Here is a 15,065-nt window from a genome sequence, read left to right as displayed (position 1 = left end):
TCCTGATCCCGGGCCGCAGGCCCAGCAACAGAAAGCAGCACCCTCATGAATGCTCGACGTCCACTCCTCTTCACCGGCGCAGCCCTCTCAGTGGCCGCCCTGAGCCTGACCGGCTGCGGGTTCGTCGAGGACGATTCCACGATCAGCATCGTGGTCACCGAGTCAGCCCCGTTCCAGGAACCGGCCGAGATCGCCGCCGAGCTGCTCGAGGAGCAGGGCTACGAGCTCGACATCACCTATATGACAGACATCGTCCAGCCGAACCAGGTGGTGGACCAGGGGGAGTACGAAGGCAACTACTTCCAGCACCTGGCGTATCTGAACAACTTCAACGAATCCAACGACACCGCCGTGGAGCCGCTGTTCTCGGTGTACTACGCGCCTGCGGGGCTCTTCTCCCTCGAACACGACTCTCTCGAAGACCTCCCCGACGGCGCTGAGATCAATCTTCCGGTGGACCCCTCGAACAACGGCCGGGCGCTGCAGCTGCTCGCCGATGAAGGGCTGATCGAGATCGACGAGTCGGTCTCGGTCATCGACCTCACCCAGAACGACATCACGGACAATCCGCGGGACTTCCAGTTCGTCGAGACCGATCAGCAGTCGGCAGCCCAGGTGCTGCCCGACGTCGACGCCAGCTTCGCCTTCGTGCGGCTGATCGCCGAGGCCGACTACGACGTGGACGAGACCATGCTCAGCATCGAGGACGGCCGCGAAGAGATCCGCACCCCCTTCACCTGCGTGGTGGCGGTCGGACCGGACGGCGTCACCGACGAGCAGGCCCAGGCGCTGCAGGACGCCTTCCAGTCCGAGGAGGTCGAGCAGTGGTTCGAGGACTACCAGGGCGGCGTCATCGACTACGCAGATTTCATCACCCTGGAGAACAACGAGGAGATCTGGGAGGACTTCACCTCATGAGCTCCGCAGACACCCACACACTCTCCCGGCGTCGAGTATTGAGCGGCTCACTGGGCATGGCCGTGCTGCTCGGCGTCGGGAGTCTCACCTCAGGCTGCGGACTCCTCGGCGCTCGCGCCGAGGACCGCACGCTGCGGCTCGTCGTGACGGAGAACGCCCCCTTCCAGGAGCCCACTCGCATCGCCGAGCGGATCCTGACGGAGCAGGGCTGGGACTTCAACGCCACCTACGTCACAGACATCATCCAGCCCAACCACGCCGTGAGCAACGGCGAGTATGACGTCAACTTCTTCCAGAACATCAGTTATCTCCGCCAGTTCAACGAGGACAATGATCTGGACATCGAACCCATCTTCTTCATGTTCGAACAACCCTCGGGAATCTACTCGCAGCAATATGACTCGTTGGACGAGATCCCCGAGGGCGCGCAGATCGCGCTTCCGGTGGACACGGCGAACAACGGCCGAGGGATTCGCCTGCTGGCGCGGGCGGGACTGATCGAGATCGATGAATCCAAACATGTGGCCGCACTCAGCGTCCAGGACATCACCGCGAATCCGAAGAACTTCGAGTTCATCGAGGTCGACCAGCAGTCCGTGGGGCAGATCTATTCCGACGTCGACGCCGTCTTCGGCTTTGCGCGTCTGCTTGCTGAGATCGACGTGCTGCCTGATGAGGTCCTCATCATGGAATCCCCCGAGGAGGCGCTGCCCTTCGCGCTGGCAGTGTGTGCCAGGCCCGGGTTCCGGGAGGAACAGCCGGAGCGGTATGAGGCGCTGAAGTCCGCCTACCACTCGGACGAGGTGCGCGAGTGGTACGGAGAGTATCTGGACGGCCTGCTGACCCCGGCCTTCGACCGCGACATCGACCAGGCCTGGGAGCAGGTGAACAGCGCATGAGCGCAGGACTTTCAGCGCAGCTGCTGACAGAGATTCGAGCAGGTGCAGTGCAGCGCGAGCTGGAGCGCACGCTGCCCTTCGAACAGGTGGGCTGGCTCGACGAGGTACGGTTCGGCGCGCTGCGCGTTCCCGTCGAATTCGGCGGACCAGGACTCAGCGTCGAGGAGCTCATCGGCGAGGTCATCGCCCTCGCAGAAGCCGACTCGAACATCGCCCACCTCTACCGAGGCCATTTCGGCTTCGTGGAATCCCTGCGGTTCCAACCCGCAGAGATCAGGAAGACCTGGTACTCACGAGTGCTCGAGGGCGCGACGATAGGAAATGCCTCCACCGAGAAGGGCGGCAACGCGCTGGGCAGTCTGAACACCACCCTGCACACCGATGACTCCGGCCACCAGGTGCTGAACGGGCAGAAGTACTACTCCACCGGCACGATCTTCTCCGACTACACCCGGGTCTCGGCGGCGCAGGCCCAAGAGCGCGAGGGTCGGCGCTTCGCCGTCGTCCCCACCGATGCCGCCGGGGTCACGCTGATGGATGACTGGGACGGCTTCGGACAGAAGCTGACCGGCACCGGCACCACGGTGCTCGATGCCGTGGCGGTGGAGGACATCGCCGTGCTCGAGCGGCGGCCGGGAGACGCCGAATCAGTGCACGAGGCGGCGTTCTTCCAGCTGTACCTGCTTGCCGTGCAGGTGGGGATCGCCAGATCTGCGCTGAGTGACGCCACGGCCACACTGGCTCGGCGGACCCGGACGTTCAACACCTCAGCCTCGGGCCTGCCCTTCAGCCAGGACCCGCTCATCCAGCAGAGGATCGGCACCATGTCCTCGAAGACGTTCGTGGCCGAGTCCGCCGTTCTGGCAGCCGCACGAGTGCTCGACCACGCGCTGGCGCCGAGCACCGAAGCAGCGCAGCCCCATCAGGCCGAGATCGCCGTCGAGAAGGCGCAGGTCACCGTGCCGGAGCTGGTGCTCGCGGTGACCTCCGAACTCTTCCAGACGGTGGGCGCCTCTGCCACGGCGCGGACCAAGGCGCTGGACCGACACTGGCGGAATGCGCAGACCATCGCCACCCATAACCCCATCGTCTTCCGGGCTCGGTCCCTCGGTGACTATGAGATCAACGGAATCCTGCCGGAAGGGCTCAACGCCATCGGCGAAGCCAAGGAGAAACGATGACGATCTATTTCAACGCCTTCGACATGCTGGTGCCGGTCCACCAGTCGCCAGGCCTCTGGCGGCACCCGGAATCGCGAGTCGAGGAGTTCGACACGCTGCACTACTGGACCGAACTCTCGCAGACCGTGGAGCGGGCCGGCTTCTCCTGCTTGTTCCTCGCGGACATTCCCGGTGTCTACGACGTCTATGGCGGCACCGCCGAAGCCGCAGCGCGTGGGGGAGTGCAGTACCCGCTGCTTGACCCCCAGGTGATCGTGCCCGCCCTGGCCGCGGCCACCACCCACCTGGGCTTCGGCCTGACCGCCTCGGTCACCTACGAGGCTCCATACGCGCTCGCCCGGCGTTTCGCCACCCTGGACCACCTCACAGGGGGCCGCATCGCCTGGAACATCGTCACCAGCTACCAGGACTCGGCCGCACGCAACCTCGGTCTGACCGAACAGATTCCTCACGATGAGCGCTACGACCGCGCCGATGAGTACCTGGAGGTCATGTACAAGCTCTTCGAGCACTCCATCGACGACGGCGCCGTCCTCGCGGACAAGTCCACGGGAGTCTTTGTCGACCCCGAGCGGGTCCACCCGATCGTTCACCAGGGCCGGTGGTTCACCGTCCCCGGGGAGATGCTCACGCATCCAGGACCGCAGCGCACTCCGCTGCTCTTTCAGGCCGGATCCTCGGCGCGCGGACAGCAGTTCGCCGTGGACCATGGGGAGGCCATCTTCGTGATCAGCTCCTCACCGGAGCGACTGGCTCGGCAGGTCACCGATACGCGCGCCGCGCTGCTGCAAGCGCAGCGGGATCCTGAATCGGTGAAGTTCTTCGCCATGGCCACCATCATCGTCGCGGAGACCGAGGCACTGGCTCAGGCTCGGCTTGAGGAGTATCGCCAGTATGTGGACACGGCCTCGGCGTTGACCCTCTTCGGGGGCTGGACCGGCGTGGACCTCTCGGATCTCGACGAGGAGGACGTGATCGCTGATGTGCAGACGGAGGCAAACCAATCAGCGTTGGCGATGTTCACCCGGGACCCCAGCAAGCGCTGGACCGTGCGGGACGTGGCCGAGTTCGTCTCCATCGGCGGCCGCGGGCCCCTGATCGTCGGAGATCCCCGCCAGGTGGTGGACGAGCTCGTCCGGTTCAAGAAGATCTCCGGTGTCGATGGGTTCAACATCTCAGCAGCGGTGCGCCCGGCCGACTTCGAACGCTTCGAAGAGTTCGTCACGCCAGAGCTGCGGCGGCGCGGCCTGCTCCCAGAGAGCCCTGATCACCCGGTGACCCTGCGTGAGTCTCTGCTCCAGGAAGGCCCACACCTGCGGCCGGATCACCCTGCGCGTCGTCTTGCGCGCCCTGCGCCCTGACCGGCGAGATTGACGCGAGCTGAGGTCAGGTCAGCGCGAAGCGCGGTGCAGCAGCTGGTCGAGGATCGGATCGTTGATCCGGCGCGCGGTGCCATAGGCGGGGTAGTGGAACTGCATGAGGTTCGCATAGGGATTCACGTCCAGCACCACGGCCTCCGCAGCCGACCCCAGCTCCGGTGCCAACATGTCCACCGCAGCGGCACCGAGCCCGGGCACCGCCAACAGCCCGTCTACCGCGAGATCCTTGAGCTCGTCGCTGAGCAGGTCCAGGACATCGACGGCGAGTCCTCCGCCGCGGGCGGTGTCCGCCGTCGGCGTCAGCAGCTGCAGGGCTCCGTGCGCAGGGACCGTCTCGGTCGTGATTCCCATCGGCGCCAGGAAGGTGTCCGTGACGCGCGGCTGTCGCGTCGCAAGATAGGCATTGGCCTGCCGGCGCTGGATCTCCGCGGCGGCCAGTTCAGCGACCGTTCGCACACCATCACCGATGACGTAGAACGGGATGCGGGCGACGGCGCCGACCACCGTCTCGCCGACCACGTAGGCGCGGATGTCCAGGCCGGGGCGGTGTTCCTCCACCATGATCACGTAACGGGCGCTGGAGGTGGCCGAACGGGCCGCCATCGCGGAGGTCCAGGCCTGGCGCAGCTGCTCCCGCGTGGTGATGTTTGTGGTGATGCCCCGGCCAGCGCGCCCGGCGGAGGGTTTGACTGTGACGGGCCCGTCGGACTTCTTCAGGTGCTGCACCGCGCGGGTGAACTCGGTGGGGTTGATCGCCCGACCCCTGGGCGTCGGGACCTCCGCCGCCTGAAGGTACTTCTTCGTCATGGCCTTGGAGGCAGAGACCCGGCGTGCCTGATGACTGACCAGAGAGGTCACCACTGTGTCCATCCCCCCGACGACCATGCCGGAGAGGAAGAAGAGGACATTGGAGTCATTGATCTTGGTGATCGTCATCTTCTTGCGCCGGGCGGCGCGGTGCAGCAGCATCTCATGGTCCATGATGTTCTGCCAGCGGTGCAGCTCCTCGAACGCGGGCTCCAGATGCTCGGCGATGAATCTCTCGAGCGCGCTGGGGGCGGCGCTGCGTTCCAGGGCGGGCCGGACAGGCGGTGCCGGGGGCGCGGTCTCGCTGACGGCCGTGGCGCTGTGATTATCGGGATGCACGAAGCAGAATCTCCTCAGCGATGGCTCCCGCGACGTCATGGGAGTCCCCATACGCGGGGTAGTGGGCGGGGCTGATATCGGCCTCGGGCAGCACCGCCCGGACGAACGCACCCTCGGCAGTCTCGATGTCGTCGACTTCCAGATCGACGGCGGCGGCATTCAGTCCGGGGACCGCGGCCACGGCCTCGACGGCAAGTTCCTGCAATGCCTCGGGGAACTCGGCGGTGAGATCGATGTGCACGCCTCCGGCAGACACCTCCGGGGACTCACCGAGGAACACCGGCTCCTTCGCGGTCGGGACCCGCGTGTCCTCACCGGATCCCGTTGCCTGCGTCGTCGGCTCCCACTCCAGGGGGGAAGCCAGCAGGGCATGCCGACCACGGGCCTCGGCGTCCTTCTCCCGGAGCTCACGCAGGGTTGACGTTCCGTCGCCGAGGACCACGGCAGGCACTCGCAGCAGCGCGGCGCAGACGCGATCCCCGACGACGAAGACGCGGACGCTGTTCGCGGGACGCGGCGAGATCTGCGAGCTCTCGCCGGGCGCGGACGGCGCTTCCCCGATCATCTGCGGCTCAGGCGCGGCCTCGGCAGTCTGCGGCTCCACGGGGATCTCCTGGATCTCCAGGTGCCTCCGCAGCAGGTTCCGATCAGCGGTGATGCGTCGTGCGTGGGCGCTGACCAGCGTGGTCACGGTGGCGTCCATACCGCCGACCACCACGCCGCCGAAGACGAAGACCAGGCTGCGTTCACCGACGGGGCGCAGCTCCACGCGACGCCGGCGCAGCGCCAGACGGATGAGCTGGTCGTGGCGCGGCACCTCGGTGCACGCGTTCATCGAACGGTTCGCGAGGGTGTCGATGATCATTCGTGCGTCGATGGTCTCAGGCGGCATAGCTCTCAGGATATAGGTTGGCCGTGGTGCCTGCCCCACTCACGGCGGGCGGGCACCACGGCCAGCTCAACGGTTCAGCGCTCAGGCTGTCAGTCTCAGCTGCTGGAGCTGGAGCCGTTGTTCGAGTTCGAGCGTGTGCTGCTCGCCGTCGAGCTGGAGCTGGACCCGGAGTTCGACCCGGAGTTCGACCCGGAGGATGATCCGGTGGAGGAGGAGCCCGACTTCTTGGCAGCCTCTTCGACCCGGGCCGCCGCACCGACCGTGGCGTCAGCAACGGGGCCCTTGGCGTCTTCGGCACGCTTCTTCACGGACCCGGCGGCCTCGGAGGCGTATTTCTTGGCGGTGTCCTCGGCCTTGGAGACCTGCTCCTGGACCTTGGGATCCTTCCACTTCTCGGCGGCGTTCTTCCTCACGGTGCTGAGCGTGCGCTCAAATTCTGCCCTGCCTCGCTTGCTGCCGATGAGGTAGCCGATGGCGATGCCTGTGCCCAATGTGAACAGTTTCATGATCAACTCCGTTCTGCCGATGACTGTGGTGCGTCTGTACTGCGTGACTGAATCGAACCTAGCCGGAACAACGGGTGTCTGTCACGGCCATGACCGCCGAAGACCCCTGATAAGGCCCAGTTCCGCTCCGGATGAACAGCTCAGTGCAGCACCGCGGTCCGCGGATTGAGCTGATCAGTGGCTCCCGGCACGGGCTCAGCCGGATCATTGCCGACCTGCACGATCCGATTCTGCCCATCCACGTGGACGACCTGGGGCTGGTGCGCGACCAGCTCTGCTGCGTCGAGCATCACATAAGAGATCAGGATGACCAGGTCGTCTGGGCGCACGAGATGGGCGGCGGCGCCGTTGATGCCGATGACACCGGTTCCCCGCGGTCCGGCGATGGTGTAGGTCTCGATCCGCGCACCGTTGGTGATGTCGACGACCTGCACCTTCTCGCCCTCGATGATTCCGGCAGCCTCCAGGAGGTCGGAGTCCACGGTGACCGAACCCACATAGTGCAGATCCGCGTGGGTGACCGTGGCGCGGTGGATCTTTCCGCCCATGACGGTCCTCAGCATGAAAGGCTCACTTTCGACGAAGCCGGCGAAGCGCCGGGATGGATGAACAGGTTCCCCATTATTCAGCGTTGACCCGCGCACGGGAATTCCCGGGGCCGCCACGGCGCTGGGCCAGCGCTTTGGTGGCCCGGCTTCCGACCTCGACCAATCCACAGCCCATGATGATGGAGACCACCGTGGCGCTCAGCAGTTCGGCAGAGGGCATCGCGAACAGGTGGTACTGCTGGGAGATCGGGACGAGCAGCACCGCGGCCAGGAGCAGGTACATGCAGCCGATGAGGGTCACTCGCAGCGGGGTCAGCGGGCGCAGCGCCACATTGAGCACCCAGAGTCCCACTGCTGTCAGACACAGCGTCGCGGCAGTCTGGATCGCTGCAGCGGGCTCGGTCAGGTAGCGTCCGAACGCGCTCACGGTGATCACGCTCAGCACGATCGCCAGCGCGGTGGGGATCGCGAAGACCACCGATCGGCGCAGGAACCCTGGTCGATACAGCCTGGTATTAGGCATCAACGCCAGGAAGAAGGCCGGGCAGCCGAGCATCAGGAAGTCCACCGTGGAGAATTGGCGCGGGAGGAAGGGGAACTCCCAGAACAACAGGCCGTACAGCAGGCCCAGCAGGATGGCGTAGGCCGTCTTGGACAGGAACAGGTGCGCCACCCGCTCGGTGTTGGCGATCACCTTGCGTCCCTCGGCAAGCACGGAGGGCAGCCGGTCGAAGCGGCCGTCCAACAGCACCATGCGGGACACCGCCTTGGTGGCCGGGGCGCCGTCGCCCATCGCGATTCCAAGGTCAGCCTTCTTCATGGCGAGCGCGTCATTGACGCCGTCCCCGGTCATCGCCACCACGTGTCCTGCGGACTTCAACGTCTCGACCATCATCCGCTTCTGCTCGGGGGAGACCCGTCCGAATACGGAGTGGCGCTCCAAGACCTCGCGCAACGCAGCACCGTCGCTGGGAAGCGTGGACGCGTCCACTGCATCGCCCTCCACCGCCATGCCCACTTCCCGGGCGACTGCCGCGGCGGTCTTGGGCGAGTCTCCGGAGATCACCTTCAGCGCCACGTTCTGCTCGCGGAAGTACTCCAGGGTGGCGCGGGCTTCGGGCCGGACGTTCTCCTTGAACGTCAGCAGCGCCACCGGCGACATGTCCTGCGGGAGGTGCTCTCCGCGGCCCAATGGCCCGGTGCCACCAGGGACGATCGGCCCGTCCAGCGGGGCATGGGTGAGCAGCATGGTCCGCAGGCCGCGGCTGGAGAGGTCGTCCGTGCGGCGCAGCAGCGCTTCGACCTCTACGCCTGAGGCCACCGCATCCTGACGCAGCATCTCGGGAGCCCCGAGCACCCAGTGTCCCACCACCGCGCCGGCGTCCTCGGCGAAGGTCACCGCCGACCACCGGCGGGCCGAGGAGAACTGGACCTGGCTGGCGGCCCGATGCCTGGGCAGCGCCCCATAGGGGGCTCGCAGTGCGGCGGCAGTGGGGTTCGCGTGCTCGTCGGCGCCGAAGAACGCCAGCGCCTGTTCCCATCCATCGGTTCCCTCCAGCGCAGTGGAGTCCGGGCCCCGATCCCTCGCCGCGGGGCGCCCACGAGACGTCAGCGGCGTCGCCCGGTGAAACGCGATGGTGCCATCTGTCAGTGTGCCGGTCTTGTCCAGACAGACCACGTCCACACGGGCGAGGATCTCCACTGCGGGCTGTTCCTGGATCAACACGTTCTGCCTGGAGAGCTTCACCGCGGCCACGGCGAAGGCGATCGTGGTCATCAGCGCCAGGCCCTGCGGGATCATCGCCGTCACGGAGGAGACCGCCGTGACCACGGCGTCGCGCCACTGCCCGGAGACCCAGGCGGCGTTCCATCCGCCGAAGGCCTGCATCTGTCCGTTGAGGACCACGGCCACGATCGGCAGCAGGACGAGGGAGAGCCAGAACGCGATCTTCTCGAGCGCGCGGCGCAGCTCCGAGTTGATCTTCTGGTAGCGCTTCGCCTCGGTGGCGAGCTTGACGGCATGGGCGCGCTCTCCGACGGCGGTGACCCGGAACCGTCCCGAACCCGCCACCACGGCGGTGCCGGAGAGCAGCTGCTCGTCACGGCGCTTCGGCACCGCATCGGATTCTCCGGTGAGCATGGACTCGTCCACGTCCAGGCCCGCGGCGCTGAGCACGGTGCCATCGGCCGGGACCTCATCGCCGCGGTGCAGCTCGATGACGTCATCTAGGACGATCTGTTCGCGGTGGATCTCGAGCAGCATCCCGTCCCGCAGCGCACGGACGCTGTCCTGATGCAGCAGCGCGATGGCGTCCAGCTTGCGCTTGGCGCTGTATTCCTGGAACAGCCCGATGATCACGTTGGCCACAGCGGCGATGGCGAAGAGCAGATCCAGCCACCGGCCCAGCACGATGATGGCCAGCGCGCAGATGCCGATGATGAGGTTGAACAACGTCATCAGGTGTGTGCGCAGGATCTCGGTGAGTGATCGGGAGGTCGTGCGGGGCTGCACGTTCGCCAGGCCGAGCCGGTGACGTTCCAAGACCTGGACCGAGTTCAGGCCTTCCGATTCAAGAGTTGCGGGGTCCACTGCGGACCGGGTTTCCGCGGGGTCGCGGATCTCAGTCCTCTGGGCAGCCACAGGGCCAGAGTCTACCGTCCGGCCTCTAGAGTTCCGGCGGCTCCGCGCCGGTCACCGAGACGATGAGCTCCTCGCCGCTCGCGCCGACCTCCACGTCCAGGTCGAATCCGACCTCGTGACTCTCCTCGAGGCTCTCGCCGTCATGGAAATGCCGGGAGTCGAAGTTGATCGTGGCTTCCATCTCGGTCTCAGAGGTCTCCCAGCCGTCCTCGTCGAAGCCCAGGGAGAGCTCCTCAGGTTCCGGCATCTGCCAGCTGATCGACTCCGTGACCACCTGGTTCGGCGTGTTGATCCCCATCGGGCAGCCCGCCGGCATCAGCACCTGCTGGTCGGCGCAGCTGGCGAGGTACTCCTCGACCTCCTCGTGCAGGACCTCCTCGGCCGCCTCGGAGGCTCTCAGGTCGAGCGTGATCTGGTGCGCCTGCGTCTCCCCCTGCGCACCGGCATCCTGGACCACCACATAGCGGGCGGTGCCCACGAGCCATTCGCTGTCCACTGCGATCTCGACGACGGCGGGGACGTAAGAGCGAAGCGTGGCGGCGTCGTCGACGAGGTTGACCGGCTCTCCGTTCACGTCGATCTGCGCGATGCCGCCCGCCGCGGCGCCCGGCACGTCGATCTGCAGCTGGCTCATCGCCCCGGAGGTCAGCTCCCAGTTCTTGAAGACGGCCAAGGTGGACTCATGCGACTCCATCGGCAGTCGCGTCTCATAGTTCTCGCCCTCCACCGCGAACTGCATGACGGCATCGCCTCCACCGTCGGGGTCCTCCCCGAAGCGAGGATTCTCGATCGCGGTGCTGCTGGCCTGAAGCGGGGAGCCGTCGAGCAGGACGCTGTCCACGTTCTCCTCGCCGGCGGTGTCCAGGCCCTCGGCGTCGAAGAACCCAAGCGCCTCGGAGCCGCTTCCGCGGCTGATCGACTCCCAGTATTCCTGGGCGGTGTGGCCAGGCGTGTAGATCTTCTCGCTCACCTGCCAGATGGCCGCACCGCCGGCCGCCAGCGCCATGATCAGCGCGGCCACCCAGGCGAAGAGGACCACGCGAGAGGCGTGCGGCGACTGCTCCGAGTCGTTCTTCGGAGGTGGGGGAGGGGCCTGCGACATAGGGGCCAGCCTAGCAATGACCCGGCGAGGCGATGACCGCGCAGCTCAGCCCAACACCACAGCGACGAGCACCACGACGGGGATCGCCGCGATGGTGGTCAGCAGCACAGTGTCGCGCGCGATGACCTCCCCGGCCTGGTAGCGCACGGCGGCGATCAGCACGTTCTGTGCGCTGGGAAGCGCAGCGAGCACGACGGCGGCCAGCACCTCTGGACCGTCGAGGCCGAAGAGGACGTCGGCCAGCAGCCACGCCAGCAATGGATGCAGGATCAGCTTCAGTCCGGTGGCCAGAAGCACGTCACGACGTCGGTCGGCTTGTTTGTCCAGCGGGTGGCTGCCGACCAGGGCCAGTCCGAACGCCAGCAGCATGAGCGGGATGGAGGCCCCCGCGACGAGCTCGATGGATTCCTGGACCGGTCCTGGGAAGTGCCAGTCCTGCCAGGAGAAGATCAGGCCCAGCAGAGCTCCGAGGATCATCGGGTTGACCGCCGACTGCGCGAGGCTGCGCAGGGTGGAGGTCCGCGGATGCGGGCGCACCCGGGAAGAGCCACCCTGGTCCCTGCCGAGCAGGTCCAGGGCGGTGACGTAGATCGGAGTATAGACCGCGAGCTGGAACATGATGATCGGCGCTGCCAGGGCGATGTCTCCCAGCACGTAGGCAGCGATGGGGAAGCCGAGGTTCGCGGCATTGACCAGCGAGCCGCTCATGCCGCCGATCATCAGATCGGAGCCGCTTCGGCCTTTGAGCAGCACCAGGCGACCCAGCAGGATGTACACGCCCAGAGTCGTGAGGGCGCCGAGGCCGGCGATGACGAACTGCGGGCCCAGCACCTGGCTCATCGACGAGTCCGAGATGGTGACGAACAGCAGGCAGGGCGAGGCGACGAAGAACGCGACGCGGCTGAGCACCACCCGCGCGTCCGAGCCCAGTACGCCGAAGCGTCCGATGACCCAGCCGGCCCCGATGATCAGCCAGATGACCAGGAAACCAGACAGGACCGCCCCCATGTCTCTCCCCTCGGCGTAGCAGCGTAGATTCAGCTGCTCACTCTAGCCGGGGGAGTTCAGGGGCGGTCCTGGGGAGTCGTGGAGACGTGCTCGTCGCTGCTCGGCCGCGAGCACGTCAGCTCACTGCTGTGCTTCAGCGTCCTCTGCGGGGCTGATGAAATCGGTGCGGATGCGCTCCACGCCCTCGGCGGAGATCTGGAAGCCGTGCTCCTGGCCGGCGTCGATCATGATGCCGGCACCGGTGATGGACTGCACGACGGCCACGCCCGGAGCCTCGACCGCGTGCGGTGCGTGCTCCTTATAGTCCTCGGGGATGTTCTCGCTGGTGCTGAAGAGCGCGATCAGCGGGTTTCCCTCGTTGTCCTGCAGCGTGAGCGGGTTCACCGATCCGGTCTCGTCGGTGACCTCCTCTGGACTGAGGAAGTAGACGCTGCTGGTCAGGAAGGTGCGGATGATCTCACCGGCCTGCGCCTTGCCGTCCTTGCCCTCGATCAGGATCTGCTCGAGCGTGGCCGCGGAGCCCACGGTTTCGGTGTCCTGCTGGGGAGTGTGCTCTGGCTGGGTATTCGGGGTCTCAGTCATACCTCTACGCGATCATGGACGCGCGCAGAATGCAATGCGGGCTGGCCTGCACCGCAGCGCCCGGAGGGCCGCCATGACGCCCGGGTGCGGTATTTTGAGCGGGTGCTGCTATCTGATCGAGACATCCGAGCCGAGATCGACGCCGAGCGGATCAAGTTGGACCCGCTGGACCGTTCGATGATCCAGCCCTCGAGCGTGGACGTGCGCCTGGAGCGCATGTTCCGACTCTTCGACAACCACAAATACGCTCATATCGACCCCTCCCTGGATCAGCCGGATCTGACCCGACTGGTGGAGGTGGATCCTGATGAGCCCTTCATCCTGCACCCGGGAGAGTTCGTGCTGGGTGCGACCTACGAGACGGTCACCCTCCCGGACGACGTCGCGGCTCGACTGGAGGGGAAGAGCTCACTGGGGCGTCTGGGCCTGTTGACCCACTCCACCGCCGGCTTCATCGACCCGGGGTTCTCGGGCCAGGTCACCCTGGAGCTGTCGAACATGGCCACGCTGCCGATCAAGCTGTGGCCCGGATCGAAGATCGGGCAGCTCTGCTTCTTCCGCCTGACCTCACCGGCCGAGCATTCCTACGGCGCGGGAGCTCATCAGTCCCGGTATCAGGGCCAGCGTGGTCCCACGGCCTCACGCAGCCACGCGAACTTCCACCGCACCCGCGTCGAGTAGGCCGGAGCGAGGCTGGAGTCGGATCCAGGCCTAGGTCGGATCCAGGGCTGGGTCGGAGTCAGGCGGAGGCCGGCGACAGCCGGGGCTCATGGCCACCGGCCTCAGCTGCCGCGCAGGATCCGATGCTCCCGCATCTTCGCCGGCCCGGTCGGGTTGTGCACGAGCGCCAGGGTGGCCAGGCCGGCGGTGAGGATCACCACCACGCCGATGATGATGGCCTTGTCGTCCCCGCCTGCGGTGAACAGCAGCAGCGCGATCAGTCCCGGGGTCAGGAAGGACACGCTGCGACCAGCAGTGGCGTAGAGGCCGAACAGCTCCCCGGCCCGGCTCGGGGGAGCGAGCCTGGCCAGGAACGCCCGAGAGGAGGACTGTGCGGGTCCGACGAAGACGCACAGCAGAAGTCCGAAGATCCAGAACGCCGTCTGCGGTGTGAGCACGAGCGGTCCGATGCTGCGCTGCACATCGAGGAAGTACAGGATGGCCGCCGTGATGATCAGCGCGGTGACACAGGTGGCGATCACTCGACGTGGGCCCACCCGGTCATCGAACCACCCGCCGATGAACGCTCCGGCGGCGGCGGCCACATTGCCGGCGATGCCGAAGAGCAGGATGTCTGAGGTGGTGAACCCGAAGACCGTGACGCCGAGGATCGCGCCATAGGTGAAGACGGCGGAGAGGCCGTCGCGGTAGATCGCCGAGGAGACCAGGAACCAGAAGGTGTTGCGGTCCTCGGCCCAGAGTCCTATCACCAGCCCGATGAGCCGGCGGTAGGACTCCAGGATGCTCACCTTCTCCTCCACCACACGCTGGTCCGCCGTCTTCATCGGGGTGAGCAGCAGCGGGAGCGAAAAGATCAGGAACCATGCGGCGGCCACGAGTGCCACCGCCCGGACGTTGACCATCTCGTCCTCGCCGAGTCCGAACATGTGCGGCGGCTCCCCGGCCACCAGGCCGAAGTAGACGATGGCCAGGATCACGATGCCGCCGAGATACCCAGAGCCCCAGCCGATGCCAGAGACACGGCCCATCCGTTCAGAATCCGAGATATCGGTGATCATCGAGTTGTAGTTCAGGTTCGCGAACTCATCGAAGAGAGTCATCGTGGCCATCAGCGTGACACCGAGCACGAGATAAGCCTGGTCTGGCTTCACGAAGAAGCAGGCGGCCACCAGCGCGATGACGATCATCGTGTTGATGACGAGCCAGCGTCGTCGTCGTCCGCCGTTGTCGGCGCGCTGTCCGATCACCGGGGCGGTCAGCGCGATGATGAGTCCCGCGATGGTGTTGGCGGTGGTCAGATACTGGGTGCCCTGCCCGCCAGGCCCGACGGCGTCGGCGATGTAGGTGCCGAAGACGAAGGTCACCATCACCGCGCTGACGGTCGCATTGCCCCAGCTCCACAGGCTCCAGATGGCGATGAGCCGCTTCTTCAGCGGGACAGGAGCTGGTGCCTGAGCGGACTCGGTGCTGGTCATTGCCGCATAGTAACGCTGGTTTGTTAACATTGAGGGGATTGCCGCCGCTGACCCTGGTCTCAGGAACTCGCAGTTGGGCGTGCGAGGCACAGTCGACCGAGAGGAGC

14 protein-coding genes are annotated in these 15,065 nt (G+C 66.3%); 5 read left to right on the top strand and 9 right to left on the bottom strand.

The genetic code is table 11. The features are described 5' to 3' along the window. The first annotated feature begins 45 nt into the window (after positions 1-45). From IY716_RS06945 to IY716_RS06930, 4 genes are read left to right on the top strand one after another with little or no spacing between them, the layout of a single operon-like run. The gene (locus IY716_RS06945; RefSeq protein WP_218220819.1) at positions 46-918 is read left to right on the top strand and encodes a MetQ/NlpA family ABC transporter substrate-binding protein; all 873 of its coding nucleotides are present in this window, start codon (positions 46-48) and stop codon (positions 916-918) included. Further along, entirely contained in the window at positions 915-1,817 is a 903-nt protein-coding gene (locus IY716_RS06940; protein ID WP_218220818.1) for a MetQ/NlpA family ABC transporter substrate-binding protein, read from the top strand. Before IY716_RS06945 ends, IY716_RS06940 begins: the two co-directional genes overlap by 4 nt. Continuing rightward, positions 1,814-2,998 (top strand): acyl-CoA dehydrogenase family protein, encoded by a 1,185-nt coding sequence (locus IY716_RS06935; RefSeq protein WP_218220817.1) that lies wholly within the window; start codon positions 1,814-1,816, stop codon positions 2,996-2,998. The genes IY716_RS06940 and IY716_RS06935 overlap by 4 nt, the downstream gene beginning before the upstream one ends. Next, a complete protein-coding gene (locus IY716_RS06930) occupies positions 2,995-4,359 on the top strand; it encodes an LLM class flavin-dependent oxidoreductase (RefSeq protein WP_218220815.1) in 1,365 nt (454 codons plus the stop codon). The genes IY716_RS06935 and IY716_RS06930 overlap by 4 nt, the downstream gene beginning before the upstream one ends. Before the next feature lie 30 nt (positions 4,360-4,389). Here IY716_RS06930 and IY716_RS06925 read toward each other — a convergent pair whose 3' ends face one another. From IY716_RS06925 to IY716_RS06890, 8 genes are all read right to left on the bottom strand, one after another. Beyond that, complete coding sequence (locus IY716_RS06925) at positions 4,390-5,523, bottom strand: hypothetical protein (protein WP_218220814.1); 1,134 nt, start codon at positions 5,521-5,523, stop codon at positions 4,390-4,392. Next, positions 5,510-6,415: a hypothetical protein gene (locus IY716_RS06920; RefSeq protein ID WP_218220811.1), complete on the bottom strand. Its 906-nt coding sequence runs from the start codon at positions 6,413-6,415 to the stop codon at positions 5,510-5,512. Before IY716_RS06920 ends, IY716_RS06925 begins: the two co-directional genes overlap by 14 nt. 95 nt (positions 6,416-6,510) lie before the next feature. Next, positions 6,511-6,921 carry a hypothetical protein gene (locus tag IY716_RS06915; protein ID WP_218220810.1) on the bottom strand — a complete coding sequence of 137 codons (411 nt, stop codon included), beginning with the start codon at positions 6,919-6,921 and terminating at the stop codon, positions 6,511-6,513. Between the two features lie 140 nt (positions 6,922-7,061). Further along, a complete protein-coding gene (gene panD, locus IY716_RS06910; RefSeq protein WP_218220809.1) occupies positions 7,062-7,484 on the bottom strand; it encodes an aspartate 1-decarboxylase in 423 nt (140 codons plus the stop codon). 58 nt (positions 7,485-7,542) lie between these two features. Next, positions 7,543-10,110 (bottom strand): HAD-IC family P-type ATPase, encoded by a 2,568-nt coding sequence (locus IY716_RS06905; RefSeq protein ID WP_218220808.1) that lies wholly within the window; start codon positions 10,108-10,110, stop codon positions 7,543-7,545. A gap of 25 nt (positions 10,111-10,135) precedes the next feature. Continuing rightward, positions 10,136-11,212: a hypothetical protein gene (locus IY716_RS06900; RefSeq protein WP_218220805.1), complete on the bottom strand. Its 1,077-nt coding sequence runs from the start codon at positions 11,210-11,212 to the stop codon at positions 10,136-10,138. Positions 11,213-11,257: 45 nt separating this feature from the next. Beyond that, positions 11,258-12,220 carry an AEC family transporter gene (locus IY716_RS06895; RefSeq protein WP_218220804.1) on the bottom strand — a complete coding sequence of 321 codons (963 nt, stop codon included), beginning with the start codon at positions 12,218-12,220 and terminating at the stop codon, positions 11,258-11,260. Positions 12,221-12,340: 120 nt separating this feature from the next. Then, positions 12,341-12,802 carry an SseB family protein gene (locus IY716_RS06890; RefSeq protein ID WP_218220803.1) on the bottom strand — a complete coding sequence of 154 codons (462 nt, stop codon included), beginning with the start codon at positions 12,800-12,802 and terminating at the stop codon, positions 12,341-12,343. Between the two features lie 102 nt (positions 12,803-12,904). Between IY716_RS06890 and dcd the strand changes: the two genes are divergently transcribed. Beyond that, positions 12,905-13,483 carry a dCTP deaminase gene (gene dcd / locus IY716_RS06885; protein ID WP_192591405.1) on the top strand — a complete coding sequence of 193 codons (579 nt, stop codon included), beginning with the start codon at positions 12,905-12,907 and terminating at the stop codon, positions 13,481-13,483. Between the two features lie 101 nt (positions 13,484-13,584). On the opposite strand, the gene IY716_RS06880 is transcribed toward dcd, so the two are convergent. Next, positions 13,585-14,958, bottom strand: a complete 1,374-nt coding sequence (locus IY716_RS06880; RefSeq protein WP_218220802.1) for an MFS transporter — start codon at positions 14,956-14,958, stop codon at positions 13,585-13,587. Positions 14,959-15,065 lie beyond the last annotated feature (107 nt).

Origin of the sequence: Nesterenkonia sp. Act20 (assembly GCF_019173455.1) — a bacterium.
In the GTDB taxonomy this organism is placed as follows: Bacteria; Actinomycetota; Actinomycetes; order Actinomycetales; family Micrococcaceae; genus Nesterenkonia.
This window is presented reverse-complemented; position numbering and strand designations above follow the sequence as displayed.

Bases quoted from the DNA above. Each gene is read 5' to 3' on its own strand.
- IY716_RS06945 (WP_218220819.1), top strand. From the start codon at position 46: ATGAATGCTCGACGTCCACTCCTCTTCACCGGCGCAGCCCTCTCAGTG.
- IY716_RS06940 (WP_218220818.1), top strand. From the start codon at position 915: ATGAGCTCCGCAGACACCCACACACTCTCCCGGCGTCGAGTATTGAGC.
- IY716_RS06935 (WP_218220817.1), top strand. From the start codon at position 1,814: ATGAGCGCAGGACTTTCAGCGCAGCTGCTGACAGAGATTCGAGCAGGT.
- IY716_RS06930 (WP_218220815.1), top strand. From the start codon at position 2,995: ATGACGATCTATTTCAACGCCTTCGACATGCTGGTGCCGGTCCACCAG.
- IY716_RS06920 (WP_218220811.1), bottom strand. From the start codon at position 6,415: ATGCCGCCTGAGACCATCGACGCACGAATGATCATCGACACCCTCGCG.
- IY716_RS06915 (WP_218220810.1), bottom strand. From the start codon at position 6,921: ATGAAACTGTTCACATTGGGCACAGGCATCGCCATCGGCTACCTCATC.
- panD (WP_218220809.1), bottom strand. From the start codon at position 7,484: ATGCTGAGGACCGTCATGGGCGGAAAGATCCACCGCGCCACGGTCACC.
- IY716_RS06900 (WP_218220805.1), bottom strand. From the start codon at position 11,212: ATGTCGCAGGCCCCTCCCCCACCTCCGAAGAACGACTCGGAGCAGTCG.
- IY716_RS06895 (WP_218220804.1), bottom strand. From the start codon at position 12,220: ATGGGGGCGGTCCTGTCTGGTTTCCTGGTCATCTGGCTGATCATCGGG.
- IY716_RS06890 (WP_218220803.1), bottom strand. From the start codon at position 12,802: ATGACTGAGACCCCGAATACCCAGCCAGAGCACACTCCCCAGCAGGAC.
- IY716_RS06880 (WP_218220802.1), bottom strand. From the start codon at position 14,958: ATGACCAGCACCGAGTCCGCTCAGGCACCAGCTCCTGTCCCGCTGAAG.